The organism is Streptomyces sp. NPDC079020, assembly GCF_044542225.1.
GTDB lineage: Bacteria > Actinomycetota > Actinomycetes > Streptomycetales > Streptomycetaceae > Streptomyces.
Window position 1 is genome coordinate 469,412 of the sequence record NZ_JBITUB010000002.1, and the last position, 25,369, is coordinate 494,780.

The 25,369-nt window shown below is 71.0% G+C and carries 25 protein-coding genes and 2 tRNA genes; 11 read left to right on the forward strand and 16 right to left on the reverse strand.

The window, feature by feature from the left end:
- Nucleotides 1-33 precede the first annotated feature (33 nt).
- The 7 genes from ACIGJO_RS06020 to ACIGJO_RS06050 form a co-directional block, all read right to left on the reverse strand.
- A complete protein-coding gene (locus ACIGJO_RS06020) occupies nucleotides 34-771 on the reverse strand; it encodes a D-Ala-D-Ala carboxypeptidase family metallohydrolase (RefSeq protein WP_399952708.1) in 738 nt (245 codons plus the stop codon).
- 203 nt (nucleotides 772-974) lie between these two features.
- Entirely contained in the window at nucleotides 975-1,613 is a 639-nt protein-coding gene (gene def / locus ACIGJO_RS06025; RefSeq protein ID WP_399952711.1) for a peptide deformylase, read from the reverse strand.
- Nucleotides 1,614-1,747: 134 nt separating this feature from the next.
- Nucleotides 1,748-2,740 (reverse strand): hypothetical protein, encoded by a 993-nt coding sequence (locus tag ACIGJO_RS06030; protein ID WP_266923663.1) that lies wholly within the window; start codon nucleotides 2,738-2,740, stop codon nucleotides 1,748-1,750.
- A gap of 342 nt (nucleotides 2,741-3,082) precedes the next feature.
- On the reverse strand, nucleotides 3,083-3,403 hold the full coding sequence (gene rsrA / locus ACIGJO_RS06035) for a mycothiol system anti-sigma-R factor (RefSeq protein ID WP_399952715.1): 321 nt from the start codon (nucleotides 3,401-3,403) through the stop codon (nucleotides 3,083-3,085).
- Nucleotides 3,400-4,062 (reverse strand): sigma-70 family RNA polymerase sigma factor, encoded by a 663-nt coding sequence (locus tag ACIGJO_RS06040; protein WP_266927784.1) that lies wholly within the window; start codon nucleotides 4,060-4,062, stop codon nucleotides 3,400-3,402. Before ACIGJO_RS06040 ends, rsrA begins: the two co-directional genes overlap by 4 nt.
- Nucleotides 4,063-4,370: 308 nt before the next feature.
- Entirely contained in the window at nucleotides 4,371-4,994 is a 624-nt protein-coding gene (locus tag ACIGJO_RS06045) for an alpha/beta family hydrolase (protein ID WP_399953227.1), read from the reverse strand.
- Nucleotides 4,995-5,088: 94 nt separating this feature from the next.
- Nucleotides 5,089-5,904, reverse strand: a complete 816-nt coding sequence (locus ACIGJO_RS06050) for an SOS response-associated peptidase (protein WP_399952719.1) — start codon at nucleotides 5,902-5,904, stop codon at nucleotides 5,089-5,091.
- A 53-nt stretch (nucleotides 5,905-5,957) separates the two neighbouring features.
- Between ACIGJO_RS06050 and ACIGJO_RS06055 the strand changes: the two genes are divergently transcribed.
- The 4 genes from ACIGJO_RS06055 (at nucleotide 5,958) to ACIGJO_RS06070 (ending at nucleotide 9,592) form a co-directional block, all read left to right on the forward strand.
- Entirely contained in the window at nucleotides 5,958-6,671 is a 714-nt protein-coding gene (locus ACIGJO_RS06055; RefSeq protein WP_399952722.1) for a M50 family metallopeptidase, read from the forward strand.
- Between the two features lie 104 nt (nucleotides 6,672-6,775).
- Nucleotides 6,776-8,116, forward strand: coding sequence for a 3-phosphoshikimate 1-carboxyvinyltransferase (gene aroA, locus ACIGJO_RS06060; protein WP_399952725.1), 1,341 nt, complete (start codon nucleotides 6,776-6,778; stop codon nucleotides 8,114-8,116).
- 4 nt (nucleotides 8,117-8,120) lie between these two features.
- The gene (rsgA, locus tag ACIGJO_RS06065; protein ID WP_399952728.1) at nucleotides 8,121-9,137 is read left to right on the forward strand and encodes a ribosome small subunit-dependent GTPase A; all 1,017 of its coding nucleotides are present in this window, start codon (nucleotides 8,121-8,123) and stop codon (nucleotides 9,135-9,137) included.
- Nucleotides 9,138-9,268: 131 nt separating this feature from the next.
- Nucleotides 9,269-9,592: a multidrug efflux SMR transporter gene (locus tag ACIGJO_RS06070; protein WP_266923651.1), complete on the forward strand. Its 324-nt coding sequence runs from the start codon at nucleotides 9,269-9,271 to the stop codon at nucleotides 9,590-9,592.
- A 45-nt stretch (nucleotides 9,593-9,637) separates the two neighbouring features.
- Here ACIGJO_RS06070 and ACIGJO_RS06075 read toward each other — a convergent pair whose 3' ends face one another.
- On the reverse strand, nucleotides 9,638-10,201 hold the full coding sequence (locus tag ACIGJO_RS06075) for a TetR/AcrR family transcriptional regulator (RefSeq protein WP_399952732.1): 564 nt from the start codon (nucleotides 10,199-10,201) through the stop codon (nucleotides 9,638-9,640).
- A gap of 127 nt (nucleotides 10,202-10,328) precedes the next feature.
- Between ACIGJO_RS06075 and hisN the strand changes: the two genes are divergently transcribed.
- Nucleotides 10,329-11,129: a histidinol-phosphatase gene (gene hisN / locus ACIGJO_RS06080; RefSeq protein WP_399952735.1), complete on the forward strand. Its 801-nt coding sequence runs from the start codon at nucleotides 10,329-10,331 to the stop codon at nucleotides 11,127-11,129.
- A 183-nt stretch (nucleotides 11,130-11,312) separates the two neighbouring features.
- Nucleotides 11,313-11,714, forward strand: a complete 402-nt coding sequence (locus ACIGJO_RS06085; protein WP_399952738.1) for a cyclic nucleotide-binding/CBS domain-containing protein — start codon at nucleotides 11,313-11,315, stop codon at nucleotides 11,712-11,714.
- A 73-nt stretch (nucleotides 11,715-11,787) separates the two neighbouring features.
- Here the strand turns inward: ACIGJO_RS06085 and ACIGJO_RS06090 are convergent, their stop codons facing one another.
- Nucleotides 11,788-13,257 (reverse strand): catalase, encoded by a 1,470-nt coding sequence (locus ACIGJO_RS06090; protein ID WP_399953230.1) that lies wholly within the window; start codon nucleotides 13,255-13,257, stop codon nucleotides 11,788-11,790.
- Nucleotides 13,258-13,408: 151 nt separating this feature from the next.
- Here ACIGJO_RS06090 and ACIGJO_RS06095 point away from each other — a divergent pair, with 151 nt between their 5' ends.
- From ACIGJO_RS06095 to ACIGJO_RS06110, 4 genes are all read left to right on the forward strand, one after another.
- Complete coding sequence (locus tag ACIGJO_RS06095; RefSeq protein ID WP_399952741.1) at nucleotides 13,409-13,828, forward strand: Fur family transcriptional regulator; 420 nt, start codon at nucleotides 13,409-13,411, stop codon at nucleotides 13,826-13,828.
- A gap of 275 nt (nucleotides 13,829-14,103) precedes the next feature.
- Entirely contained in the window at nucleotides 14,104-14,874 is a 771-nt protein-coding gene (locus ACIGJO_RS06100) for an ABC transporter ATP-binding protein (protein WP_399953233.1), read from the forward strand.
- Nucleotides 14,871-15,743, forward strand: coding sequence for an ABC transporter permease (locus ACIGJO_RS06105; RefSeq protein WP_399952743.1), 873 nt, complete (start codon nucleotides 14,871-14,873; stop codon nucleotides 15,741-15,743). Before ACIGJO_RS06100 ends, ACIGJO_RS06105 begins: the two co-directional genes overlap by 4 nt.
- Before the next feature lie 56 nt (nucleotides 15,744-15,799).
- Nucleotides 15,800-16,936 carry an ABC transporter substrate-binding protein gene (locus tag ACIGJO_RS06110; RefSeq protein WP_399952746.1) on the forward strand — a complete coding sequence of 379 codons (1,137 nt, stop codon included), beginning with the start codon at nucleotides 15,800-15,802 and terminating at the stop codon, nucleotides 16,934-16,936.
- A 90-nt stretch (nucleotides 16,937-17,026) separates the two neighbouring features.
- Here the strand turns inward: ACIGJO_RS06110 and ACIGJO_RS06115 are convergent.
- From ACIGJO_RS06115 to ACIGJO_RS06130, 4 genes are all read right to left on the reverse strand, one after another.
- A tRNA-Met gene (locus tag ACIGJO_RS06115) sits at nucleotides 17,027-17,100 on the reverse strand.
- 169 nt (nucleotides 17,101-17,269) lie between these two features.
- Complete coding sequence (locus tag ACIGJO_RS06120) at nucleotides 17,270-19,336, reverse strand: tetratricopeptide repeat protein (protein WP_399952749.1); 2,067 nt, start codon at nucleotides 19,334-19,336, stop codon at nucleotides 17,270-17,272.
- Nucleotides 19,337-19,560: 224 nt separating this feature from the next.
- A tRNA-Met gene (locus tag ACIGJO_RS06125) sits at nucleotides 19,561-19,634 on the reverse strand.
- Between the two features lie 42 nt (nucleotides 19,635-19,676).
- Entirely contained in the window at nucleotides 19,677-22,673 is a 2,997-nt protein-coding gene (locus ACIGJO_RS06130) for a UPF0182 family protein (protein ID WP_399953236.1), read from the reverse strand.
- A gap of 137 nt (nucleotides 22,674-22,810) precedes the next feature.
- Here ACIGJO_RS06130 and ACIGJO_RS06135 point away from each other — a divergent pair, with 137 nt between their 5' ends.
- The gene (locus tag ACIGJO_RS06135) at nucleotides 22,811-23,371 is read left to right on the forward strand and encodes a PPA1309 family protein (protein WP_266923633.1); all 561 of its coding nucleotides are present in this window, start codon (nucleotides 22,811-22,813) and stop codon (nucleotides 23,369-23,371) included.
- A gap of 21 nt (nucleotides 23,372-23,392) precedes the next feature.
- Here the strand turns inward: ACIGJO_RS06135 and ACIGJO_RS06140 are convergent, their stop codons facing one another.
- The 3 genes from ACIGJO_RS06140 to ACIGJO_RS06150 form a co-directional block, all read right to left on the reverse strand.
- Nucleotides 23,393-24,499 (reverse strand): PDZ domain-containing protein, encoded by a 1,107-nt coding sequence (locus tag ACIGJO_RS06140; RefSeq protein WP_399952752.1) that lies wholly within the window; start codon nucleotides 24,497-24,499, stop codon nucleotides 23,393-23,395.
- A gap of 99 nt (nucleotides 24,500-24,598) precedes the next feature.
- A complete protein-coding gene (locus tag ACIGJO_RS06145; RefSeq protein ID WP_266802961.1) occupies nucleotides 24,599-24,769 on the reverse strand; it encodes a hypothetical protein in 171 nt (56 codons plus the stop codon).
- Nucleotides 24,770-24,897: 128 nt separating this feature from the next.
- Complete coding sequence (locus tag ACIGJO_RS06150) at nucleotides 24,898-25,359, reverse strand: molybdenum cofactor biosynthesis protein MoaE (RefSeq protein WP_399952756.1); 462 nt, start codon at nucleotides 25,357-25,359, stop codon at nucleotides 24,898-24,900.
- Between the last annotated feature and the right edge of the window lie 10 nt (nucleotides 25,360-25,369).

A 25,369-nucleotide genomic window follows, 5' to 3' on the forward strand; every position in this document is an offset into this window, starting at 1 on the left:
GCGAGCGCGGCGCCCCCGCACAGGAGGCGGTCCTCAGATGCCGCAGCTGGAGGCCGACCAGTAGTGGCTGGGCCCCTGGTTGACGTGCACGTGGTCACCGTGGCCGGGGTATCCCGGGCCGAGGATCCCGTTGAAGCCGTGGTTACGGGCCTGCTTGGCGAGGGTGCACAGGGAGTGCGGCCCGGCGCCGAGGTCGGCCGCGTCACCGTGGAGATGGCGGCTGTTGGTGGCCCCGCCGACGGCCGCGTTGCAGGAGGTGGAGCGGAAACCGCTGGTGACGCGGATGGACTGGTCACCGAGGGCGTGCCGCAGGGCCTCCAGCTTCCACATGGTGCTCAGGGCGTTGGCCTTGGCCGTGCCCGCGGCGACCGCACCACCGGCCCAGGTGCTGTTGCAGGTGTTGTGCTCGGGGTACGTGAAGTGGATCGGGGTGCAGTCGTTGTCCTGGAGCGCGTAGATCTTGGCCTGGGTGGCCGGTCCCGCGACACCGTCGGCCGCCAGCCCGTACGCCGCCTGGAACCGCTTGACCGCGGCGGTGGTGGCCGGGCCGTACGAGCCGTCGATGGCGAGCACCGAGTTGTAGCCGGGGTAGCCGGCCACCCGGATCTGGAGCTGGACGACGTCGTTGCCGGTGGCACCGGGCGAGAGCGTGCGGGTCCAGGTGTAACAGCTGTCGGCCTGCGCGGTGCCGGCGGTCATGACCGCCCCGCCCCACGCGAAAGCAATGGTCATGACAAGGCCGAGCAGGACGCGCGCGGTGCGTCTGATCATGGGGGGACTCCCTTATCACCGGGTGATGTTCAAGCGAGCCTGTCCCAGGAGTCGACGCGCGTCAACTACCCCTGGAGAAGCGGCAGTTACCTGCCACCTGGTTCACCCGGACGAGTAGCGGGGAAACGGAAGGGGGCCGCCGCCGTCACCGGCCGCGGCCCCCTTCTCACCCGTTCGTACCCGGTCACCGGGTCCGGCGGCGCTCAGTCGTTCGGAACGACCTCGTAGCGCGGGGTGCCCTCGGCCATCTGCCGCAGCGCGTCCTTGCGGTCGCGCTTGGAGAGCCGGTCGATGTACAGGTAGCCGTACAGGTGGTCCGTCTCGTGCTGGAGGCAGCGCGCGAAGTACCCGTGGCCCCGCACCTTGATCGGATTGCCCTTGGCGTCCTGGCCGCGCACCACCGCGTAGTCCGGGCGGGCCAGCTCCGCGTACGCCGTCGGCACCGAGAGGCAGCCCTCGTTGGAGTCGTCCAGCACCCGCGCCTCGGGCGGCAGCTCGTCGAGGACGGGGTTGATGATGACACCCACGTGCCGCACACCGTCGTCGTCCGGGCAGTCGTAGACGAAGACCTTGCGGTCGACGCCGATCTGGTTGGCGGCCAGGCCCACGCCCTCCGCCGTCCGCTGGCTGGCGAACATGTCGTCGATCAGCCGCGCCAGCTCGTCGCCGAACTCGGTGACGTCCGCGCACTCCTTGTGCAGCGCCGGGTTGCCCACGACCGTGATCGGGTGGGAGGTGCCGCGCTCGCGGTACGCCGCCTCACGTGCCTCGCAGTCCTCGGTGTCCACGACGAAACCCTCGTCGTCCACGCTGATCTGCTCGTCCGTATCCTGCTGCGCCATGTCCGCCGTACGCCTTCCTGCAAAACCTGAGACCCGATGGACCCGGAACCCGGCGAAACCGGGGAATCCGGGAAACCGGGAGAACCGGGAGAACCAACACCGCGATCGGTGCCCGTACAGCCTACGGGCACCGCTCAGCAGACTTCTTCGAGATCCCGCCATTCCCGGCTGTCCGGGCTGTCCGCGACCCAGCCGTCCAGCAGCCCGCGCACCAGCCCGGCGGGCGCCGCGATACCGCACTCGCGCTCGGGCACCCACAGGTCACCGGAGGTCCGGTGGCCCAGCGGCCCCGGGTGGCCGGGCTCACTGTGGTCGTGCGGGTCCAGGTGCTCCCCGTCGCCCTCGTCGCTCTCCATCCGGCTCTCCGAGCAGGCGCGGCAGAGCAGCCGGACGGAGGACGACCAGTCCTCGGCGGCGAACCCGGCGTCCGAGGCGAGCTGCTCCAGCGCGTCCCGGTCCTCCTCGGTGGCCGCCTCCAGCAGCACCACCCAGGTGGGCACGGGCGACGGCGCCCACAGCTCGATCTCGTCGAAGACCGGATACGAGGGCCCGGCAGCGGTGACCCGCTCGCCGTGCGGTACCCCGTCGTGCAGAACGACCTCGCCCCAGCGCCGCCCGGAGGACGGCAGCGGGATCGACAGCACTTCCATCCGGGCCGGATCCAGCCTGCGTCCCCAGACGACCTCGGCCTCGCCCTCGGGCGACAGCCGTACCGCCGCGCTGCCCAGGTCCATCCCGGTCGGCTCGGTGTTCGACGCCGCGTTGTGCTGGCCGCTGCCCGGCACCTTGAGGCCGTACGCCTGCCAGGCCCGCCGCGCCAGCGGCCAGTCCTGCAGTGCGGTGGCCGCGATCCCGACATTCCACCAGTCGGGCGCGCCGGACTCCCGGTCGAGCAGCGCGACGGCCCGCAGGCCCGCCGCTCTCGCCTGCTCCCAGTCGTGCCGGAACTTGTGCAGCAGTGCCAGATTGAACCAGGACTCCGAGAGCCAGGGCTCCAGGTCCGCCGCGCGCGTCAGCAGCGCCCCCGCATCCTCGTACCGGCCGTCGCCGATCAGCGTGAACGCGCGGTCCGTGGCCTGCCGCCATGACGCGGATGGCCGATGCCGTACCTTCCCGAAGATCCTCACGATTCCCGCCTGTCCCGACTGGACACCCTCTGTTTCCGCTCTGCTTTCGCATCCAACCATGCCCGGCCGGACGCCCGCTCATTACCCATGGGTTACCCCGCCCGGACCGGGTCAGACCGCCCCGCGCCAGGACTCTCGCCGGCGCTTCCACCCCCTGCGGCCGGTGGTCGTGTCCAGTGCAGGGCCTCAGCCGCTCCGGAGCGGCGGGCGGCCCGCTCACGCCTTCCCCGCACAAGTCCGGGTGATGTGTTTCCCGGGGGGCGAAAGGCGGGGAACAAGTGAGGGCGCGCCGCGGTGTCCGCGGCACGCCCTCACCCGTACAGCGGTCGCCCGCTGCCGATGTCACTCCGTGGCGGCCGCCGAGCGGTCCACCGGGCCGACGGCCACATCCTGCTCCGGAACGTCCTGGCCCGCGCGGATCAGGTCGATCCGGCCCATCACCTTCGAGCGCAGATCGGTCGGGACCTCGTCCTGACCGCAGCAGCGCTTGACCAGTTTCTTCACGGCCTGCTCCAGGCCGTACTTCTCCAGGCACGGGGAGCACTCCTCGAAGTGCACCTCGAACTTGGTGCAGTCGCCCTCGGGCATCTCACGGTCGAGGAACTCGTAGAGATGGTCGAGAACCTCTGAGCAATCCGTCTCGTGCGGCTCTCCGCAGCTCATGAGGCCGAGCCTTTCCGATCATCCGACTCACCGGCACCGGCGCCGGCCGGGACGAGCCCGCGCTCACGGGCGTAGTCCTCCAGCATGCCGCGCAGTTGGCGGCGGCCGCGGTGCAGCCGGGACATCACCGTACCGATAGGAGTCCCCATGATGTCCGCGATCTCCTTGTACGCAAAGCCTTCGACGTCGGCGAGATACACGGCGATGCGGAACTCTTCGGGGATCGCCTGGAGCGCCGACTTCACATCGGAGTCCGGCAGGTGGTCGAGGGCCTGGGACTCCGCCGAACGCAGACCGGTCGACATGTGCGACTCGGCGCGCGCCAGCTGCCAGTCCTCGATCTCCTCGGCGGCACTGCGCTGGGGCTCGCGCTGCTTCTTGCGGTACGAGTTGATGAAGGTGTTCGTAAGAATGCGGTACATCCACGCCTTGAGGTTCGTGCCCTCACGGAACTGGTGGAAGGACCCGTACGCCTTGGCGTACGTCTCCTGGACCAGGTCCTCGGCGTCGGCGGGGTTGCGCGTCATGCGCAGTGCGGCCGAGTACATCTGATCGAGAAATCCGAGGGCGTCCCGCTCGAAACGCGCGTTGCGCTCGGCGGTCGTCTCCTGTGCGCGGCCGTCGTCGGTCCCTGTGTCGGTCCCAGTGACCGGACCCACCTCCTCCAACGATGTGGCGGAGCCGAAACCGGACCCGCTCGCATCGGAGAATAGTCGACCCGGCTTCGCGACGGGCTGTCGATCCGCTCCGCCCGGTGCCCGCTCGGGAGTGGTCCTGGCCGCGTGAAGGACCGTCCACTCCAGATCAGCGGTGTTCGAGCGGCGCGGGCAGATGGTCGAACCCATGCGACGGACTCCCTCTCCACGTACGACGTGCTTGTACCGACGTCCCGAACAACAGCGGCCCCGCATCCGGCATTCCCGTGCTGCGCACGTCACACGGGAGACACGGTCCGCGGGACGCACGGTCATACGAGTGAGGCGAGCCATCCGGTCACCGCGGAGGTGAGGATGTCCATCACCCGGTCCTCGGTCAGGCCGGACCGCTTCGGGACCGCGAAGCCGTGATCCCCGTACGGCACCTCGGCCAGTTCGTAGGGGCCGGGCGGGAATTCGCCGGGACGCCCGAACGGGTCGTTGCCGCCCTGCACCACCAGGGTGGGGACGCCCGCCCCCAGCAGCTCGTCCGCCCGGGACTTCTCCGGCCTGCCCGGCGGGTGCAGCGGGAAGCTGAGCGCCAGGACGGCGTGGGCGCCCAGCTCCGTCGCCGTCCGGCACGCCACCCGGGCTCCGGCGCTGCGTCCGCCGGCCACGACCGGCAGTCCCGGCCGGGCCAGCGCGGGCCACACCCCGCGCCAGCCGGTGTCCAGGGTCTTCGGGGCGGGCGCCATCTTCTTGCCGGCCACCCGCCAGGGCTGCTCCACCAGGGCGACGGTCACCCCCCGCGCAGGCAGTGCGGCGGCCAGGGCCGTCAGGTCCCGGGCCTCGATCCCGCCGCCCGCGCCATGGCCGAGCGCCAGCACCAGACGGGCATCGTGCGCGGGCAGCCAGGTGATCCGGGCCTCGCCCGCCCCGGTCTCGGCCTTCCGCACGCTCCTGCGCGGGCTCCGCGCGCCCTCACGCGGACTCTTCTGCACGCTCTCGTCACGGCTCACGCGGTTCATCCTGCCTCGCGGCGGGCCCCGGTCAGAACAGCGTCGCGACTTCCGGGGCCGCGATTTCCTCCAGCAGCTCGGGGCCGTTGTTGCGCACGTTGCTGACCGCCGTGCCCACCGGATAGGCGCGCATCAGCCCGCCGGGCGGCGGGGAGAGCAGCCCCCGCAGTTCCTCGACGTCCGTGCGCGCCGGGTCCAGCCAGGCGTCCCAGCGGTCCGGGGTCAGCATCAGCGGCATCCGGGGGTGGATGTCGGCCAGCGTGGACGGGCCCTCGGCGGGGGCGACGGCCAGCGGCGTGGTCTCCGCCTCGGTGGTGATCACGGAGCAGGTCACCCACCAGGCCATCGGGTGGTCGTCGGGCAGGGTCCGGTCGCGCCAGAACTCGTACAGCCCCGCCATCGCGAAGACCGAACCGTCGGCGGGTGTCACGAAATAGGGCTGCTTGCGCGGCCGCTTCTTCTTCCCGCTCTCCTCCAGCTGGCGCTCCTCGGAGCCGGTGACCCACTCGTAATAGCCGTCCGCGGGCAGGATGCAGCGGCGCTGCACGAAGGGGCGGCGGAAGGACGGCTTCTCGTGCACGGTCTCCGCGCGGGCGTTGATCATGCGGGCGCCGCCCTCCGGCGACTTCGCCCAGGACGGCACGAGTCCCCACTTCAGGGCACGCAGCTGGCGAACCGGACGTTGATCGTCTGCGTCCTTCACAGGACGCTCCAGTACCGCGTAGACCTCTTTGGTCGGTGCCACGTTCCAGTCGGGCTCAAGGGTCTCGGTGGGTTCCCACTTCTCGACCTCGAAGAGTCCGGTCAGGTCCTCGGGCCGCCGACTCGCTGCATACCGTCCGCACATAACTGCCAGACTGCCACGACCGCCCGCCACGACCGCAAGGAGCCGCCCGGCCAATGAACGCGACAGAACTGGGCGATCTGTGGGATCGCGTCTTCGGCACCCAGCCCGCGCCCGAGCAGTGGCTGGTGGTCGTCACGGCCACCGCCGCGCTGGTCGCCGTCGTGCCGAACCTCATATGGCGGCTCTCGCGCAACGCGATCACGATCGCGCACGAGGGCGGCCACGGGCTGGTGGCCCTGCTCACCGGACGGCAGCTGTCCGGCATCCGGCTGCACTCGGACACCAGCGGGCTGACCGTGAGCCGCGGCAGACCGACCGGCATCGGCATGATCCTCACCGCGGCGGCCGGGTACACCGCGCCGTCGCTGCTGGGCCTGGGCGGCGCCTGGCTGCTGGCCGACGGCAGGATCACGCTGCTGCTCTGGCTGGCCACCGCGCTGCTGGCCGCGATGCTCGTGATGATCCGCAATGTGTACGGGGCCCTGACCGTGATCCTCACGGGCACGGTCTTCCTGCTGGTGTCCTGGCTGTCCTCGGCCGCCGTGCAGTCGGCGTTCGCGTACGCGGTGGTGTGGTTCCTGCTGCTGGGCGGTGTGCGCCCGCCCTTCGAGCTCCAGTCCAAGCGGCGGCACGGCGGTGCGCCGGACTCCGACGCGGACCAGCTGTCACGGCTCACGGACGTCCCGGCGGCGCTGTGGCTGTTCTTCTTCCACGCGGTGTCGCTCTGCTCGCTGATCGGCGGCGGGCGCTGGCTCCTGGGACTGTGACGGCCCCGGCCTCCGCCCCGGCCCTTACCACGTGCTGATTACGCCCCGGTTTCCCCCATTTTGATCAGGATCCGGGTTTGCGGTGAGCCACTAAAGTGAGGGCCATGACCGAAAGTTCCGTGCACCCCGCCCTCTGGCCCGCCCCCCACGCGAGCGGAGCCGTCGACGCGACCGTCACCGTGCCCGGGTCGAAATCGGTCACCAACCGGGCACTCGTGCTCGCCTCCCTCGCCTCCGAGCCGGGCTGGCTGCGCCGCCCGCTGCGCTCCCGCGACACCCTGCTGATGGCTCAGGCGCTGCGCGCGATGGGTGTCGGCATCGAGGAGATGGTGTCCTCCAGCTCCGCCGCCACGGGCGGCCCGGACGCCACCGGCGAGGCCTGGCGGATCATCCCGGCCGGGCTCCACGGCCCGGCCGCGGTCGACGTCGGCAACGCCGGCACGGTCATGCGCTTCCTGCCGCCGGTGGCCACCCTCGCGGACGGCCCGGTCCACTTCGACGGCGACCCCCGTTCCTACGAGCGCCCCCTGAACGGCGTGATCGACGCCCTGCGTGCCCTGGGCGCCAGGATCGACGACGACGGACGCGGCGCACTCCCGCTGACCGTGCACGGCGGGGGCGCCCTGGACGGCGGCCCGGTGGCCATCGACGCCTCCTCGTCCTCCCAGTTCGTCTCGGCGCTGCTGCTGTCGGGGCCCCGGTTCAACCAGGGCGTGGAGGTACGGCACACGGGTTCCGCCCTCCCCTCGATGCCGCACATCCGGATGACCGTCGACATGCTGCGCGCCGTCGGCGCCCAGGTGGACGAGCCGGAGACGGGCGGCGAGCCGAACGTCTGGCGGGTCTCCCCCTCCGCGCTGCTCGGCCGCGATCTGACCATCGAGCCGGACCTGTCCAACGCCCAGCCGTTCCTGGCCGCCGCACTGGTCACCGGGGGCCGGGTCACGATCCCCGACTGGCCGGAGCGCACCACGCAGCCCGGTGACGCGCTGCGCGAGATCTTCACCGCGATGGGCGGCAGCTGCGAACTCACCGAGCGCGGCCTCACCTTCACCGGCTCCGGACGCGTCCACGGCATCGACGTGGACCTGAGCGAGGCCGGCGAGCTGACCCCGGGCATCGCGGCCGTCGCCGCCCTGGCCGACTCCCCCTCCACGCTCAGCGGTGTCGCGCATCTGCGGCTGCACGAGACGGACCGGCTGGCCGCGCTGACCAAGGAGATCAACGGGCTCGGCGGCGATGTCACGGAGACCGCCGACGGCCTCCACATCCGGCCGCGCCCGCTGCACGGGGGCGTCTTCCATACCTACGACGACCACCGGATGGCCACCGCCGGGTCGGTCATCGGCCTCGCCGTCCCCGGAGTGGAGATCGAGAACGTGAGCACGACCGCCAAGACCCTGCCGGACTTCCCGGACATGTGGACCGGAATGCTCGGGGTCTGAGAACATGCGCCGCTACGGCAAGAACCCCGACGAGGACGACATCCGCGTCCGCCCCAACCGCAAGGGCAACCGGCCCCGTACGCACACCCGTCCCAAGCACGAGGACGCCCAGGACGGCATGGTCCTCACCGTCGACCGGGGCCGGCTCACCTGCCTCGTCGACGGCCGTACGGTGATGGCGATGAAGGCCCGCGAGCTGGGCCGCAAGGCCGCCGTGGTGGGCGACACCGTCTCCATCGTGGGCGACCTGTCCGGCGACAAGGACACCCTCGCCCGCATCGTCCGCATCGGTGAGCGCCGCTCGGTGCTGCGCCGGACGGCGGACGACGACGACCCGTACGAGCGGGTGGTCGTCGCCAATGCCGACCAGCTGGCGATCGTCACCGCGCTCGCCGACCCGGAACCGCGCCCGCGCATGATCGACCGCTGTCTGGTGGCGGCGTACGACGGCGGGCTCACCCCGCTCCTGGTGCTCACCAAGTCCGACCTGGCCTCCGCGGACAAGCTGCTGGAGACGTACACGCCGCTCGGGGTCCCCTACATCGTCACCAGCCGCGAGGAGCTGGAGAACGGCGACGCGGCCGACCGGGTGCGCGAGCAGCTGAACGACCGGATCACGGCGTTCGTCGGGCACTCCGGTGTCGGTAAGACCACGCTGGTCAACGCCCTGGTCCCGAAGGACCGGCGGCGTACGACCGGTGTCGTCAACGCGGTCACCGGCCGCGGCCGGCACACCACCACGTCCGCGCTCGCGCTGCCGCTCCCGGGCAACCGGGGCTGGGTGGTCGACACCCCCGGGGTGCGGTCCTTCGGCCTGCACCATGTGGACCCCTCGCGCGTCATCCACGCCTTCCCCGACCTGGAGCCCGGTACGGAGAACTGCCCGCGCGGCTGCACCCACGACGAGAACCAGCCGGAATGCGCGCTGGACGCCTGGGTCACCGAGGGCCACGCCGATCCCGCGCGGCTGTACTCGCTGCGCAGGCTGCTGGCCACGCGCGAGCGGCGCGAGGGCGACTGAGCCCGCCCGGTCCCGCGCCCGGCGGCTCGCGCACGTTTGCGACTTCCCGGGACTGGTAAGGGCTAATCGCACCGGGCCGGGACCTCGCGACGAGCTGGACGAAGGCGTCACCTACACGGAGGCAACTGACGATGGCATGGCTGCTGGTCGTGGTCGCGGGACTGCTGGAGACCGGCTTCGCCGTGTGTCTGAAGCTGAGCCACGGATTCAGCCGGCTCTGGCCGACGGTCGCGTTCTGTGTGTTCGCGCTCGGCAGCTTCGGGCTGCTGACGCTGTCGCTGAAGAAGCTCGATGTCGGCCCCGCCTACGCGGTGTGGACCGGAATCGGCGCTGCCGGTACGGCGATCTACGGGATGGTCTTCCTCGACGACGTGGTCTCGACCCTGAAACTGGTCTCGATCTCGCTGGTGATCGTCGGTGTGATCGGTCTCCAGCTGTCCGGCTCCTCCCACTGAACCCGGGCCCTCCGCACCCGTGCGCCGGCCCCGTCATCCGGGCCGTCAGCAGGCCTCCCGCGGCCGCGCCGCCTCCATGATCAGCGGTGCCGTGCAGCCCTCCGCGGGCACCATCACGTAGGACAGCGCGAGCCGCAGCACGGTCTCGCAGCGCACGGCCAGCTCGGCGGCGGCCTCCGGCGGCTGCCCGCCCGCCAGCGCGGCCACGGCACGGTCCCGGGCCAGGCCGAGCAGTTCGGCGGGCGTCGGGGACGCCGCGGACCGGGGCAGGCGTTCCCCCCAGAAGCCCGTGAGCAGCGCCTTGACCAGGGCGTTCGTCCGGGCCGCCCGGACCGTCCAGAGTGCGACGGCGGCGGGCCCCCGGCCCGTACCCGCGTCGGTGTCCACGTCCGGGTCCAGCGCCCGCTCCACCCCGGCGAGATAGCCGTCGGCCGCCTCCCCGAGCAGGGCGCGGGCCAGACCGTCCTTGCCGCCGAACTCGTTGTAGAGGCTCTGGCGCGAGACTCCGGCCAGGGCCGCGACGTCAACCATGCGCACCGTCCGCCAGGGCTGTTCGTCCAGGGCCGCCAGAGCGGCGTTCAGCAGGGCTTCTCGCGCTGACGGCACCATCGCCTCCCACGCCCGGGGACCTGCGGTTCAGAGTTGACGCGCCGCACGGGGCTGTCAAGGGTCCGCGCACCGGGCCACCGATCGGGGCCATGTAGCCCCGCCGGGTGCCGGTGGATACTGTGACGACATGCCCGACTACCACGATGATCTGCGCCTCGCCCATGTACTGGCGGACGCCGCCGACGCGGCGACGATGGACCGGTTCAAGGCTCTCGACCTGAAGGTCGAGACCAAGCCGGACATGACGCCGGTGAGCGAGGCCGACAAGGCGGCCGAGGAACTGATCCGCGGCCATCTCCACCGGGCCCGCCCCCGCGACGCGATTCTGGGCGAGGAGTACGGGATCGAGGGCACCGGACCCCGGCGCTGGGTGATCGACCCGATCGACGGCACCAAGAACTACGTCCGCGGGGTGCCCGTGTGGGCGACGCTGATCTCGCTGATGGAGGCGGGCGAGGACGGTTTCCAGCCGGTGGTCGGCGTGGTGTCGGCGCCCGCCCTGAGCCGGCGCTGGTGGGCGGCGAAGGGCGCGGGCGCGTTCTCCGGCCGCAGCCTCACCTCGGCGACCCGGCTGCGGGTGTCGAAGGTGGAGCGGATCGCGGACGCCTCGCTCGCGTACGCCTCGCTGGGCGGCTGGGAGGAGCAGGGCCGCCTCGACGGCTTCCTGGACCTGACCCGGGCCTGCTGGCGGACGCGTGGGTACGGGGACTTCTGGCCGTACATGATGGTCGCCGAGGGTTCGGTGGACATCGCCGCCGAGCCGGAGCTGTCCCTGTGGGACATGGCGGCGAACGCGATCATCGTCCAGGAGGCGGGCGGGCGGTTCACCAGCCTGGACGGCGTCTCCGGTCCGGGCGGCGGCAACGCGGCCGCTTCGAACGGTCTGCTCCACCACGAGCTGCTCGGCTACCTCAACCAGCGCTACTGAGCACCGTCCCCGCGGCCGCCATCGGGGCGCACGGGACACGTGGGGCGGGCCTTGCCCGCCCCACAGCCTTTCTTCACCCACCCCTTGTTGACGCACCCCAAGGGTGCGACTCTGAGAGTCCCCCCACTTGTGAACTTGTGAATCGGCTCACAGGGCCGGCTCACCAAGGAGGTGGCTCCCTTCATGCTCGTCCGCGACGCCATGAGCACGATGGTCCTGACCATCGGCCCCGCCCATACGCTCCGCCAGGCGGCCCGGCTGATGTCGGCCCGCCGCGTCGGAGCGGCCGTCGTCCACGACCCGGACACCAGCGGGTTCGGGATCATCACCGAGCGCGACATCCTGGACGCGATCGCCTCGGGACAGAGCCCCGACGTGGAGACCGCCTCCGCCCACACCACCACCGACGTGGTGTTCGCCGCCCCGACCTGGACCCTGGAGGAGGCCGCGGAAGCCATGACGCACGGCGGGTTCCGCCATCTCGTCGTGCTGGACGACACCGGTCCGGTGGGCGTCGTCTCGGTGCGCGACATCATCCGGTGCTGGGCCCCGGTCAGGCGCCGCACCGTCGGTCTGGCGAGCTGACCCCGAACGCCCGGGAACGGCCGGTGGGCCGGAGTCCCCGAGGGGACTCCGGCCCACCGTCCACGACCCGGCCTCAGCCGCGCAGGGCCTGGACCGCCGCTTCGAGCCGCTTGCCGAAGTCGCCGTCCGCCTGACGGAAGTTGTTGATCGCGCGCTCGGCGATGTCGTCGCGCGAGACCTTGGCGATGAACCCGGCCAGGTTGTCGATCAGCCGGGCCTTCTCGTCCTCGGAGTAGAGCCGGTAGAGATTTCCGGCCTGCACGAAGTCGTTGTCCTCCGCGTGGCTCGGCGCCACGTGGTTGCTGGTGGGGCCGGTGACCGCGGCGGACTGCCACAGCGGCCGGTCCGTCTGGCTGGGGCCGCCGAAGCTGTTCGGCTCGTAGTTCTTCGCACCCTTGTGCCGGCCGTCGTACAGGTAGCCGTCACGGCTGTGGGTGCGCGCCTCGGTGGCGTGCGGCCGGTTCACCGGCAGGTGGTCGGCGTTGATGCCGACGCGGTAGCGGTGGGCGTCGCCGTAGGCGAAGAGGCGGCCCTGGAGCATCTTGTCCGGGGACGGCCCGATTCCCGGCACGAAGTGCGCGGGGCTGAAGATCGACTGCTCGGTCTCCGCGAAGACGTTCTCCGGGTTGCGGTTGAGCTCCAGCTTCCCGATCTCGATCGGCGGGTAGTCCGCGTGCGGCCACACCTTGGTGAGGTCGAACGGGTTGAAGCGGTACGTGGCCGCGTCGGAGGCGGGCATGACCTGGATCTGCACGGTCCAGGTCGGGAACTCGCCGCGCTCGATCGACTCGCGCAGATCGCGCTGGTGGCTGTCCGGGTCCTCACCCGCGAGCTTGTTGGCCTCGTCCTGGGTGAGGTTCTTGATCCCCTGGTCGGTCTTGAAGTGGTACTTGACCCAGAAGACCTCGCCGGCCTCGTTGTTCCACTGGTACGTGTGCGAGCCGTACCCGTTCATGTGGCGCAGGGTGGCCGGGATGCCGCGGTCACCGAAGAGCCAGGTCACCTGGTGCGTCGACTCGGGCGACAGACCCCAGAAGTCCCAGACGTTGTCCGCCTCCTGCGAGCCGGTGTACGGATCGCGCTTCTGGGTGTGGATGAAGTCGGGGAACTTGATGGCGTCCTTGATGAAGAACACCGGGGTGTTGTTGCCGACGAGGTCGTAGTTTCCCTCTTCGGTGTAGAACTTCAGCGCGAAACCGCGCGGGTCGCGCACGGCGTCGGCGGAGCCGAGGTTGCCCGCGACGGTCGAGAAGCGCAGGAACGTCTCGGTCTGCTTGCCGACCTCGGAGAGGAACTTCGCCCGCGTCCACTGCGAGACGTCCCGCGTGAGGGTGAACGTGCCGTAGGCACCGGCGCCGCGGGCGTGCACGATGCGCTCCGGGATGCGCTCCCGGTTGAAGTGGGCGAGCTTCTCCAGCAGCGCCTGGTCCTGGACGAGAACCGGCCCGCCGGCGCCGGCGGTCTCGCTGTTCTGGTTGTCGGCCACCGGCGCGCCGGCCTCCGTGGTGAGCGGTCCCTGCGTCACGTGCGCCTCCTGCGTCATGTCCTGCACATTCGTCATCCGTCGATGTCCCGCACAGCCTGTCCCTTGGCCTATGCCGAACTCGATCCTACGATGGACTTTGTCTAAGTCAAGCGAACATCCAAAGTCACATCCATTCGGGACTCGGTCCCCTCACTGTTAGGCTGGGCCCATGAGTGACCTGCTGGAACGACTCCGCGGACGCGGCTGGCGCATGACGGCGCAGCGGCGTGTCGTGGCCGAGGTCCTCGACGGGGACCACGTGCACCTGACGGCGGACGAGGTGCACGCGAGGGCCGTCGACCGGCTTCCCGAGATCTCCCGGGCGACCGTGTACAACACCCTGGGCGAGATGGTGTCCCTGGGCGAGGTCATGGAGGTCTCCACCGACCGCCGGGCCAAGCGCTACGACCCGAACGCCCACCGCCCCCACCACCACCTGGTCTGCGCGCGGTGCGGCACCATCCGTGACGTGCACCCCTCGGGCAACCCGCTGGCGGAGCTGCCGGCCGACGAGCGGTTCGGCTTCACGGTCTCCGGCGTCGAGGTGACGTACCGCGGCATCTGCCCGGGCTGCGCCGCCACGGCCTGACCCGCACCACCGAGCCCCACCCGGACCGGACGCTCCGCGCGCCGGGGCTTTCGCGTACCCCCTTCCCGAATCTGACGGGTCGTCATATCGTCTGCGGCGATCACCTCCGCAGGTGATGAGCGCGTGGATCACGCCACCCTCGCCTGTCATCCGCGGCGGATCCGCACCTCGATCGACGCGAGGAGAGACCCGTGGGAGCTGCGCACCCGACCCCACCCCCGCCCGGAACACCCGCCTCCGGCACTGCCCCCGACTCAGGCACCGACTCCGGCCCCGTGCCGCCCAAGCTCCGCGCCCGCGGGCTCGCCCGCTCCTTCGGACGGGGCGCCGGACTGCTGCCCGCCCTGGGACCGGTCGACATCGAGATCGCGCCGGGCGAGTTCACCTGTCTCGTCGGCCCGTCCGGCTGCGGCAAATCCACCCTGCTGCGGATCGCCGCCGGACTGCTGCGCCCGAGCGCGGGCGAACTGGAGATCCGTACGGCTTCACCCCGGCCGGCGGCGATGATCTTCCAGGACTACGGGATCTACGACTGGAAGACGGTCCTCGCCAACGTCCGCTTCGGCCTCGACATCCAGCGCGTGCCCCGCAAGGAGGCCGATGCCAGAGCCCGGGACTGGCTGGCCCGGATGGGCCTTTCCGAGTTCGCCGGCGCGTACCCGGCGGCGCTCTCCGGCGGGATGCGGCAGCGGGTGGCCATCGCGCGGGCACTCGCCGTGGAGCCCGAGATGCTGCTGATGGACGAGCCCTTCGCCGCGCTCGACGCCCAGTTGCGCACGATCCTCCAGGACGAGCTGCTGGAGCTCACCCAGAACACGCGCACCACCGTGCTCTTCATCACCCACAGCCTCGAAGAGGCCATCCTGCTCGGTGACCGGGTGCTGGTGATGTCCGCCCGGCCGGGCCGGATCATCGCCGAGCACCGCCCGCCCTTCGGCCGCCCCCGCACCGGGGACATCCGGGCGACCAGCGAATTCGCCGCGCTGAAGGCCGGGCTGTGGGACGTGCTGCGCGGCGAGGTACGCAGGGAGGCGGTCCCGGCATGAGCACGTCTGTGAAGCATCCGCCGCCCGCCGGCGACGACGTCCTGGTCCGCCGGCCCGGACCGCGCGAGCTGCGTCCGGCCCGCACCCACCGCAGACGCCGCACCCTGGAGCTGATGCTCGCCGTCGCCGTACCGCTGGCACTCGTCCTCCTGTGGCAGCTGGCGGCCGAGCGGTCCTGGATCGACGCACGCGTGTACCCGGCGCCCTCCACCATCGCCGCCGACGGCTGGGACCGGGCGGCCGCCGGGGAGCTGTGGCCCGATGTGCGGGCCACGCTCGCCCGGGTCCTCGGCGGCTATGCGATCGGCACGGCCGCCGGATACGCGCTGGGGCTGCTGATGGGCTCGCTCGCCCTCGTACGGGCGGCACTGGAGCCGCTGCTGGACGCCCTGTACGTCGTGCCGAAGCTCGCGCTCCTGCCGGTCTTCCTCAATATGTTCGGCCTCGGCGAAGGGCCGCAGATCGCGCTCGTCGCCGCCACGGTCTTCTTCTTCGTCTGGATCTCGACCATGGCGGCCGTCCTCGCCGTCCCGGCCGGTCACCGGGACGCCGGCCGGGTCTTCGGTGCCTCGTCCTGGCAGATGTTCCGGCATGTGCTGCTGCCCGCCTCGCTGCCGGCCGTCCTCGTGGGCGCGCGCATCGCGGCGGGTGTCGCGGTGCTGGTCATCGTCGCGTCCGAGCAGATCGCGGCGGCCGACGGGCTCGGCCATCTGATCTTCGACTCCAGGGCGCTGTTCCAGAACGACGTGATGTTCGTCGGGATCGTGTGTGTGGCGGTGCTCGGGGTCGTGTTCTCCGAACTGGTCCGGATCGCCGGCCGGCTGCTCACTCCGTGGGCACCGCGCGACCGCGGCCGCGGCCAGTCGTGAACCCGCGCCCCTTCCCCGCCCGTACCCCCCGCACTCCCACTCGTACGGAGGCACCGTTGCGTATCCGGACCACCTGCACCGCCGTGCTCCTCGCGGCATCCCTGCTCACCGCGACGGCCTGCGCGAAGAACGGCACCGCGCGGGACGGGGCCCCCAGGTCACCGCGCACCGTCACCCCTGTCGCCGGATGCGGCCCGGCCGCCCGGAGCGACCCGGCCGATCTCGCGCCGGACCGTGCGCCGGCCCGCTGCGACAAGGGCGCACCGGCCCCGGAGCCGCTGGGGAAGAAGCGGACCATCACCGTCGCGACCGGGACGCTGAGCGCGGAGTACGTCGCTCCGCTCCAGGTCGCGGTGGCCGAGGGCGAGTTCGCCAAGGAGGGCCTGGACGTCCGGCTGAAGGTGCTGCCGACCCCGGACGCGCTGCCGCTGCTGGCCAGAGGCGATGTGGACGCCCAGTGGGCGGCCCCGGAGGCGGCCGTGATGAACGGCATCAACGGCGGCTTCGCGATCAAGTGGGTGGCCGGGAATTTCTCCCCCGCCGCCACCTCGAAGAGCGGTCTGTGGGTACGGCTCAAGGACGGCGAGAGCGCCGAGCGGGTCGACATGGCGGGCCGGCGGCTCGGCACCATGATCGGCAAGGGCTCGGTGATCATGTACCCGATGGACACCTCACTGAAGAAGCACGGCGGCGGACTGGACGACATCGGCTTCCAGCAGCTCGGATCCGCCGACGTGCTCACCGCCCTGCGGAACGGGGGCGTCGATTCCGCCTGGCTGCTGGACCCCGTCTGGCGCAAGGTCGACGGCGACGGGAAGTACGCGTTCCTGGGCGGTCAGCCGCTCGGTGAACCCCTGGGCGGTCTGCTCTTCGGCCCGACCCTGCTGAACGAGGACCCCGACGCGGGCGTCGCCTTCCTGCGTGCCTACATCAGGACCGTGAACACCTACTTCGCCGGGGACTACAAGGCGGATCCCGCCTTCGTCTCCACTCTGGCGAAGCTGCTGAAGACCGACGGGGCCGTGCTTCGCTCGACGCCCTCGATGCGGATGGACTGGGAGATCCGCGAGGGCACGACGGACCGGCTGCAGAAGGCCTACGGGGAGGCGGGGGTGCTGGACGGTCCGCCGGTGCCGGAGGACCGGGCCGTGGACCGCGCGATGTACGGGGAGGCGGTCGGCCACCGGAGCTGAGACCGGCGTTCCCACGGCATTCGGACGTGACAGGCGTTCGAACATGACAGAGGCCCGGATCCTTGGAAGGATCCGGGCCTCTGCCTTCAGTAGCGGGGACAGGATTTGAACCTGCGACCTCTGGGTTATGAGCCCAGCGAGCTACCGAGCTGCTCCACCCCGCGTCGATGAATGCAACATTACGTCACCCCTGCCGACCAGTGCAAATTCATCAGGACACACGTTCTCCCCGCCCGCCCGCCGTGACCGGCCCGCGCGGGACCCGGGCCCGCCCGAAGGGGCGAGGGACCCCCGCCCGGACCGGCCGCGCCGGAGGGCGCGGCCAGGGCCCTCCTACGCGGTGAGCTCCTGGTGCAGCGCCTCGCGCAGCCGGGCCGCCCGCTCGGCGACCTCCGCCGGTCCCAGCTCGACGGCACGGGCGCACCAGCGCTGTCCCTCGGCGAGCTCGCCCCGGCGGGCGGCGAGCAGGGCCAGGCGCAGCGCGGCCCGGCCGTGACCGGCCTGCGCGGCCCGGCTCCACCACAGGGCCGCCTCGCGCTCGCTGCCCTCGCGGGCGAGCAGCAGGCCGAGGTTGAAGGCGCCGTTGCGGCTGCCCGCCTCGGCCGCCTCGCGGTACCAGTGCGCGGCGCTGTCCACGTCGCCGCGCGCCGCGGAGAGCATCCCGACCCGGACCTGGGCGCGGCGGTGGCCCTGCTGGGCGGCCCGCTCGTACCACTCCTCGCACTCCGTCCTCTCCGGCATCGGCTCACCGAGCGCGGGCGGTCCGGGCGGCGGCTGGCGCGAGTCCAGGACCCCGGCCAGCCGGAAGGCGGCCTCGGCGCTGCCGCCGCCCGCGGCGCAGCGCAGGTGGCGCTCGGCCTCCTGCTCCTCGCCCTCGCGCAGCAGGGCCATGCCGACCTGGAGCGCGGCATCGATGTGCCCGGCCGCGGCCGCCCGCTGGTACCAGCCCAGCGCCGTACGGTCCTCGTCCCGTCCGGCGTGCAGGATGCCGAGGTTGAAGGCCGCGTCCACGCTGCCCGCCTCGGCGGCCTTGGAGAACCACGGCTCGGCCCCGGTGTGGTCACCGGCCTGGAGCAGGAGCACGGCCAGGGCGTTGGCGGCCTCTCGGTGTCCGGCGTAGGCGGCACGGCGGTACCACTGCTCGGCCTGCGGCGTGCGGTCCTGGGCGGCACAGAGCAGCCCGAGGTTGTAGGCGCCGTTGACGTCTCCCGCGTCCATGGCGGCGCGGTACCAGCGCTCGGCGGTCTGCTGCTCGCCACGTGCGGCGTGCAGGGCCCCCAGGGCGTTGGCGGCGTTGCCGTCGCCGTCCTGGGCGGCACGCAGCCACCACACGGCCGCGCTCTCCTCGTCGCCCGCGTCGCGCAGCAGGAAGCCGAGGGCGCACGCGGCACGGGGCTCGCCGTCCTTGGCGGAGGTGAGGTACCAGCGGCCGGCCTCCTTGAGCTCGCCCCGCCGCTCCAGGATCGCGCCGAGGTGCAGCGCGGCGCGCCGGTGTCCCCGCGCGGCGGCCTGCCGGTACCACTGCTCGGCCTCGCCGGAGCGCCCGACGCCCGGACCCGCCACGGGACCGTCGGCACGGCCCCGGCCCGCGCCGCCGCCCGGGGACGCCTGGTTCCGGCCCCCGCCCGGGGACAGCACCGCGCGGCCGGGGCCGAAGGCGTCGTGCGGGTCCTCGGTGGCGTTCCGCTCCAGGGTGCGGGCCAGGCGGTACGCGGCCTCCCGGTGTCCCTGCTCGGCGGCGGCGCGCAGCCAGCGCTCCGCGCCGACGTCGCTGCGGTGCTCCAGCAGGTCGGCCAGGGCGTAGGCGCCCAGCGCGTGCCCCTGTTCGGCGGACTGGCGCAGCCAGTACTCCGCACCGGGCTCGTCGCCGCGCTCGCGGAAGTGGCGGCCGAGCGCGTGCGCGGCGGCGGCGGAACCGGCGACGGCAGCGATGCGCCACCATCCGGCGGCCTCGTCGGGGTAGCCGCGCTGATGGAGGAGGACGCCCAGGTTGTTGGCGGCGGCCCGGTCGCCGTCGGCGGTGGCCGCGCGCAGATGGGTCTCGGCGGCGTCCAGGTCTCCCCGGCGCAGCAGCATCGCGCCGAGGACACTCATCGACGCCGTGTCCCCGGCTTCGGCCGCGCGGCGGTGGCGTGCCTCGCTCTCGGCGTTGTCGGCCGCGTCGATGGCGTCGGTGGTGCAGGAGTTGTCAGCGATCTCAGCGGCGTTGCCGGTGCCCGTGGCACCCCTGGCGTTCGTCGCACCGGTGGCACCCGTGGTGCCCGTCGTGTCCGCGGTTCCGGCCGGCCCGGCCATGGAAGCGACAAATGGCCCATCTATCGCCTTATCGCCCTCATGACCGCGACGCTGCACAAACCGCCCTGTCTCCAACAGAGTTGCCCTGTCCCCCATAAATACCATCGTCGCACCACCTACAACCCCACGTACACCGTGAATTTCGCGGCTGGCGAGGTCACTTCAGCGTTTTGTCGACATGCCCACAGGGAGACAAGTCAAACACGTTCGGATCCAACTCGTGCCCAGCGAATCGCACTTCACGCGCATCGCACGAGAAAGACCTGGAGCGGGATCTGATGACATGACGAAGGCCCGGATCCCATAGGATCCGGGCCTTCGTTTTTCAGTAGCGGGGACAGGATTTGAACCTGCGACCTCTGGGTTATGAGCCCAGCGAGCTACCGAGCTGCTCCACCCCGCGCCGTTGTGTTCAAACAGTATCACGGCGCGGGGCGGGACTTTCTCAGCTGCCCTGGTCGCTGCCCTTCCCGGCCGCCTTGTCGGCCGGGATGTCCGCCTTGTCGGCATCACCGGCCGGCACGGCGGAGCCGGTGGCCGGCTTGCCCGCGGCGCTCGCGGGTTTACCGGCCGGGCTGCCTGCCTTGGGCTGGGCCGCCGCCGCCCGCCGGAGGGCGTCCTCCAGGTCGGCCTGAGCCTTGCCGTAGGCGGTCCAGTCCTGCTTCTTCAGGGCCGCCTCACCCTCGGTGTACGCCTTCTGGGCATCCGCGATGGCCTGCTTCAGTGCGGCGTCCCCGGTGGCCGGGGGCTTGGTGGTGTCACCCGGCGGCTCGGTGGGCTCGGTCGGCGGGGTCGTCGTATCGCCCTCGACCCCGAAGACCGCGTTCAGCGCTTCCCCGAGACTGTTCTCGAAGACGATCTTCGATCCGTACGAGGCGGCCACCTTGCGCAGCAGCGGGTAGTTCTGCGTGCCACCGCGCGTGTAGACCGGCTCGATGTAGAGGAAGCCCCCTTCGAGGGGAACCGTCAGCAGATTGCCGTACTCGATGTCCGAGTCGGTGCCCTTGAGGTTCCTCACGAACTCGGCGACGTCGTCGTTGCCGTTCAGCTCACTCTGTACCTGCCCCGGGCCCTTCACCGTGGTGGTGACCCGCAACAGTCTTATGGTGCCGTAGTCCTTGCTGGCCGCGTCCGCGTCCACCGCCATGAACGCACCCAGGTCGGGCCGGCCCTTCGGGGTGAACGTGGTCGTCAGCGAGAACTTCTGCGCGTCCTGGCCCGGCATCTTCATGCTCAGGTAGTACGGCGGAACGGCGCCCGGCTCCTTGTTGGTCGGGTCGTCCGGCACCTGCCACGCGTCACTGCCGCTGTAGAACTGCGCGGGGTCCTGGACGTGGTAGCGGGTGAGCAGCTCGCGCTGGACCTTGAACAGGTCCTGCGGGTAGCGCAGGTGGTCCATCAGTTCCTGCGGGATGTCCGCACGGGCCTTCACGGTCCCGGGGAACGCCTTGCGCCAGGTCTTGAGCACCGGGTCCTCGGTGTCCCACTCGTAGAGCTTGACCTTGCCGTCGTACGCGTCGACGGTGGCCTTCACCGAGTTGCGGATGTAGTTGACCTGGTTCTGCTGGGCGACGACCGCGCGCTGGTTGGTGGTCAGCGAGTCGGCCGTGGTGTCACCGAGCGTCGTGCGCGAGGCGTACGGGTAGCCGTTCGTCGTGGTGTACGCGTCGACGACCCACTGGATGCGTCCGTCGACGACCGCCGGATAGGCGTCGCCGTCGATCGTCAGCCACGGGGCGACGGCCTCGACCCGCTCCTTGGGCGTGCGGTTGTAGAGGATCCGCGAACCCTCGCCGATCGCTCCCGAGTACAGGATCTGCGGCTCGCTGAAGGAGACCGCGTAGGCGGCGCGGTTGAACGCGTTGGAGAGACTGACCCCGCTGTTGCCCTTGTAGCTGGTGGTCTTCTCGCCGTCCTCCTCGTAGTCGAGCTCCTTCTGGGGCCCGCCGACGATGGAGTACTGCTCGGTCTTCTCGCCGTAGTAGATCCGCTGCTCGTAGTCGCCCAGCTCACCGGTGGCCGGCAGACCCGACTCGGTGAAGTCGGGGGAGCCCGCGGGGTTCGAACCCGTGGTCGTGCCCCGGGCCGCGATGGCGCCGTAGCCGTGGGTGTACGTGAAGTGGTCGTTGATCCAGTTCCGCTTGGGCAGGCCCTGGAGGTTGAGCTCACGCAGACCGATGACGGTGTCCTGGTCCTTGCCGTCCTTGCCCTTGTAGCGGTCCACGTCCAGGGTCTTGGGGAACTGGTAGTAGTTCCTCTTCTGCTGGAGCTGCTGGAAGGCCGGGGAGACGACGTTGGGGTCCATCACGCGGTAACTGGCCGCCGCGTCCGCGCTCGCGCGCAGCTTGGTGTCGTCGGTCGTGGTGGCCTTGCCCGCGTAGTCGTCGACCTGGGCGTCATCGATGTCGTACGCGTCCCGCGTCGCCTCGATGTTCTTCCTGATGAACGGCGCTTCCTTGGCCTGCTCGTTCGGCTGGACCTGGAACTTCTGCACGATCGCCGGGTAGAGCCCGCCGATCAGGATCGCCGAGAGCACCATCAGGCCGAAGCCGATCACCGGCAGCTGCCAGGTGCGGCGCCACAGCGTCGCGAAGAACAGCACGGCACAGATCGCGGCGATGCAGAAGAGGATGGTCTTCGCCGGAAGGTAGGCGTTGGCGTCGACGTACCGCAGACCCGTCCAGTTGTCCGTGGCCTTGAAGTCACTGGACTTCACGGCCAGGCCGTACCGGTCGAGCCAGTAGGCCACGGCCTTCAGGGAGACGAAGATGCCCAGCAGCACCGAGAGGTGCCCGGTGGCCGCACCCGTCGCCCGCGCGCCGGGGCTGGTGATGCGCAGCCCGCCGTACAGGTAGTGGGTCAGCGCGGCGGCGATCAGCGAGAGCACCGTCGCCGCGAAGCCGAAGCCCAGCAGGAAGCGGTACCACGGCAGGTCGAAGGCGTAGAAGGCCACGTCCAGCTTGAACTGGGGGTCCTTCTGCCCGAACGGCACGCCGTTGATGTACATCAGCCACGTCCGCCACTGGCCGGAGGCGGAGGCCCCGGCGATCAGTCCGACGAGCGTGGTGATCGCGAGCAGCACCCACTTCTTGTACGGGGCGACGCTCATGCGGTAGCGGTCCAGGCTCTGCTGCTCCAGCGACATCGCGCTCAGCGGCGGCCGGAGCCGGTGCGCGAGCCAGATGTTCACGCCGATGGCGACGGCCATCAGCAGCCCGAACACGAGGAACAGCCCGATCTTGGTCCACAGGGTGGTGGTGAAGACGGACGAATACGCGACCGACCGGTACCAGAGCCAGTCCGTCCAGAACCCGGCGAACATGACAAAGGCCATGGCGAGAACCGCCAGAACGCCCAGTGTCATGAGCAGGGTACGGACGCGCCGGGACGGGCGGCCGACTCTGATCCGTGGCCCGGTCGGGCCTCCGCCGCGGTCCGGCATCTGGAAAGCCAACGTGCGCACCTCGAAGTCATCGGTCGTGTAGAAGCGGGCCCCGCGATCGTAGAGCCCACCTAAGCAACTTACTGAGGCTTTACCTAGTTCCCGTTCCCGGGGCGGAAGGAGGCAGGATATTCACCATGCCCAACGTTTCCCCCTCTGGCCCTCCGATGGCCGCGAGCCCCCTCACCGTCGCCGTCCTCGAAATCGACACCTATGCCTCCAGCCTCGGCTGGGACCAGCCGGCCCGGCTGTTCGCCCTCGTCGACACCGCCCGCCTGCGGGTCCAGGAGCCCGGCCTCGCCGCCCAGCTCGGTCTGGACGACGCCGGCGCGACGACCGCTTCCCTCACCCCCATCGAGCAGGAGGAGCTCCCGGCCGGCACCGCGCTGGACGACTTCCTCGGCACGATCGCCTGGCCCGACGCGGTGGTCGGGTGCGCCATGACGGTGGAGCGGCTGATGCTGCCGCCGTCCGCCGAGGCCTCCGTACCGGAAGGGCTCAGCGACAAACAGCTGACCAAGTGGGTCGCCAAGCACCCGGACCGGCAGGAGGTGCGGATGACCGTGGCCGTGCTGCGGGACGGCGCGCGGGAGTCGGCCGTACGGCTGCGCGAGAAGGACTCCCCCACCGAGGTACTGACGGGTGCGGGTCTGGTCCCGGGGCTGGCCGAGGCGCTGGCGGCGACCTTCGAGTCCTGACCGTTCCCGGGTGGGCGGCCGTCAGCTCGCCGAGCAGGTCGGCAGCGCGGCCGTCTTCCCGTCCCGGATCATCTCCATCGACTTCTTGGCGTCACTGAGTGTCTTCACCCTGACCAGCGTGAGCCCGCTCGGGGTGTCGGACGCCGCGGCCCCGCAGTTGTCGTCCGGGGTGAGGAAGTAGCGCGCGCCCGCGTCGCGCGCGCCGACCAGCTTCATGTTGATGCCGCCGATCGGGCCGACCTTGCCCGCGTCGTCGATCGTTCCGGTACCGGCGACGAACTCTCCGCCGGTCAGCTTGTCGGGTGTCAGCTTGTCGATGATGCCCAGCGAGAACATCAGGCCGGCGCTGGGGCCGCCCACGTCGGCGAGCTTGATGTCGATCTCGAACGGGAAGGTGTGGTCCAGTCCGGCCCGGATTCCGACGATCGCGCGGTTCTCCTCGGGCGCGTTCTTGGCGGCGGGCGCCTTCTCCGTGGTGATGGTGACCTTCTCGCTGCCCTCGGGCTCCCGGCCCGCCTTCTCGGCGGCGGCGGCCTCCTTGGCCGGGACGACGGTGAACGTGACGTCCTGGCCGGGCCTGTGCTTGGTGACGAGCCCCGCGACATCGCCGGGCTCCTTGACCGCGGTGCCGTCGACGGCCTTGATCACATCGCCCGCGTGCAGCTTGCCCTGGGCGGGGCTGTCCTTGACGACGGTGGAGACCACGACCCGCGAGGACACCGGAATGCCCAGCTCCTCCAGGGCCGCGACCTTCGCGCTCTCCTGGGACTGGCTGAACTCCTCGGCGTTCTCCTGCGTCGACTGCTCTTCCGTCTTGCCGTCGGGGTAGAGGGTGTCGTGCGGCACGATCACGCTGTCGTGGGCCAGCCAGCCGTACACGGCCTCGACGATGTTCATGTTGTACTCCGCGCCGGTGACGCGGACGGTCGTCATGTTGAGATGACCCGACGTCGGGTACGTCTTGCGGCCGGAGATGTGGAGTACGGGCTCGCCACGCGCGTCGCCGAGTGTGTTCACCGTCGGCCCGGGAGACATCTCCGAGTACGGCACTTTGATCAGCACACCGGCGCAGAGAAGCGCGATGAGGACGAGGGTGGAGGCGAGCATCGTCGCGGTGCGGCGTGGCATGGAACGACAGTACGGGAACGGCCTGTGAGTGCACCGCCAGGGCCGGTCCGTACGAGGCCGGCAGCGCGGCGGCGGAAGGTCACGCGGCGGGGCGCTGCCTCAGAGGACGTCGGAACCGGAGTGCGACTTTTCCATCGCGTCGCGGAATCTGGCATACCCGGCGAGTTCGGAGACATCGCCGGTAGTGCGGTTGCGTGCGGCCCAGCTTCCCCATATCGCAGCACCGACAGCAGCGAAAAGCGGAATCAGCAGCCAAGCGAGTGCAGCCATGACGACCTCCCTACCCCGTGAGCGACCGCGAGTGCCCGATCAGCAGATTAGCGATCCGGAAGTCCAACGCTCACGGCAGGGGTGCGGTTACGCAAATCGGGCCTGATGCCCCGGGCGGGGGTTTGCGCTCAGCAGGCGCCGACCCACTCCTCCGTACCGTCGGAGAACCGCTGGTGCTTCCAGATCGGAACCTCGTGCTTGAGGTCGTCGATCAGCTTGCGGCAGGCCTCGAAGGCCTCCGCGCGGTGGGGGCAGGAGACGGCGACGACCACCGCCAGATCTCCCACCTCCAGTTCACCCACCCGGTGGACCGCGGCCAGCGCGCGCACGGGGAAATCGGCGACGACCTTCTCGGCCACCCGGCGCAGCTCGTCCTGGGCCGACGGATGGCAGGAGTAGCCGAGCGCGCCGACGTCCTGGCCCTGGTCGTGGTTGCGCACCGTTCCGGCGAAGAGGGCGATACCGCCCGCGGCGTCGTCCCCGACCGCGCGGAAGACCTCGTCGACGGAGAGCGGCGTCTCCCGGATCGCCAGCAGCCGGATGGGGTCGCCGGCCGCCTGCTCGCCGGGGTGGTCGTGGGTGCGTGCCATGGGGCCCATG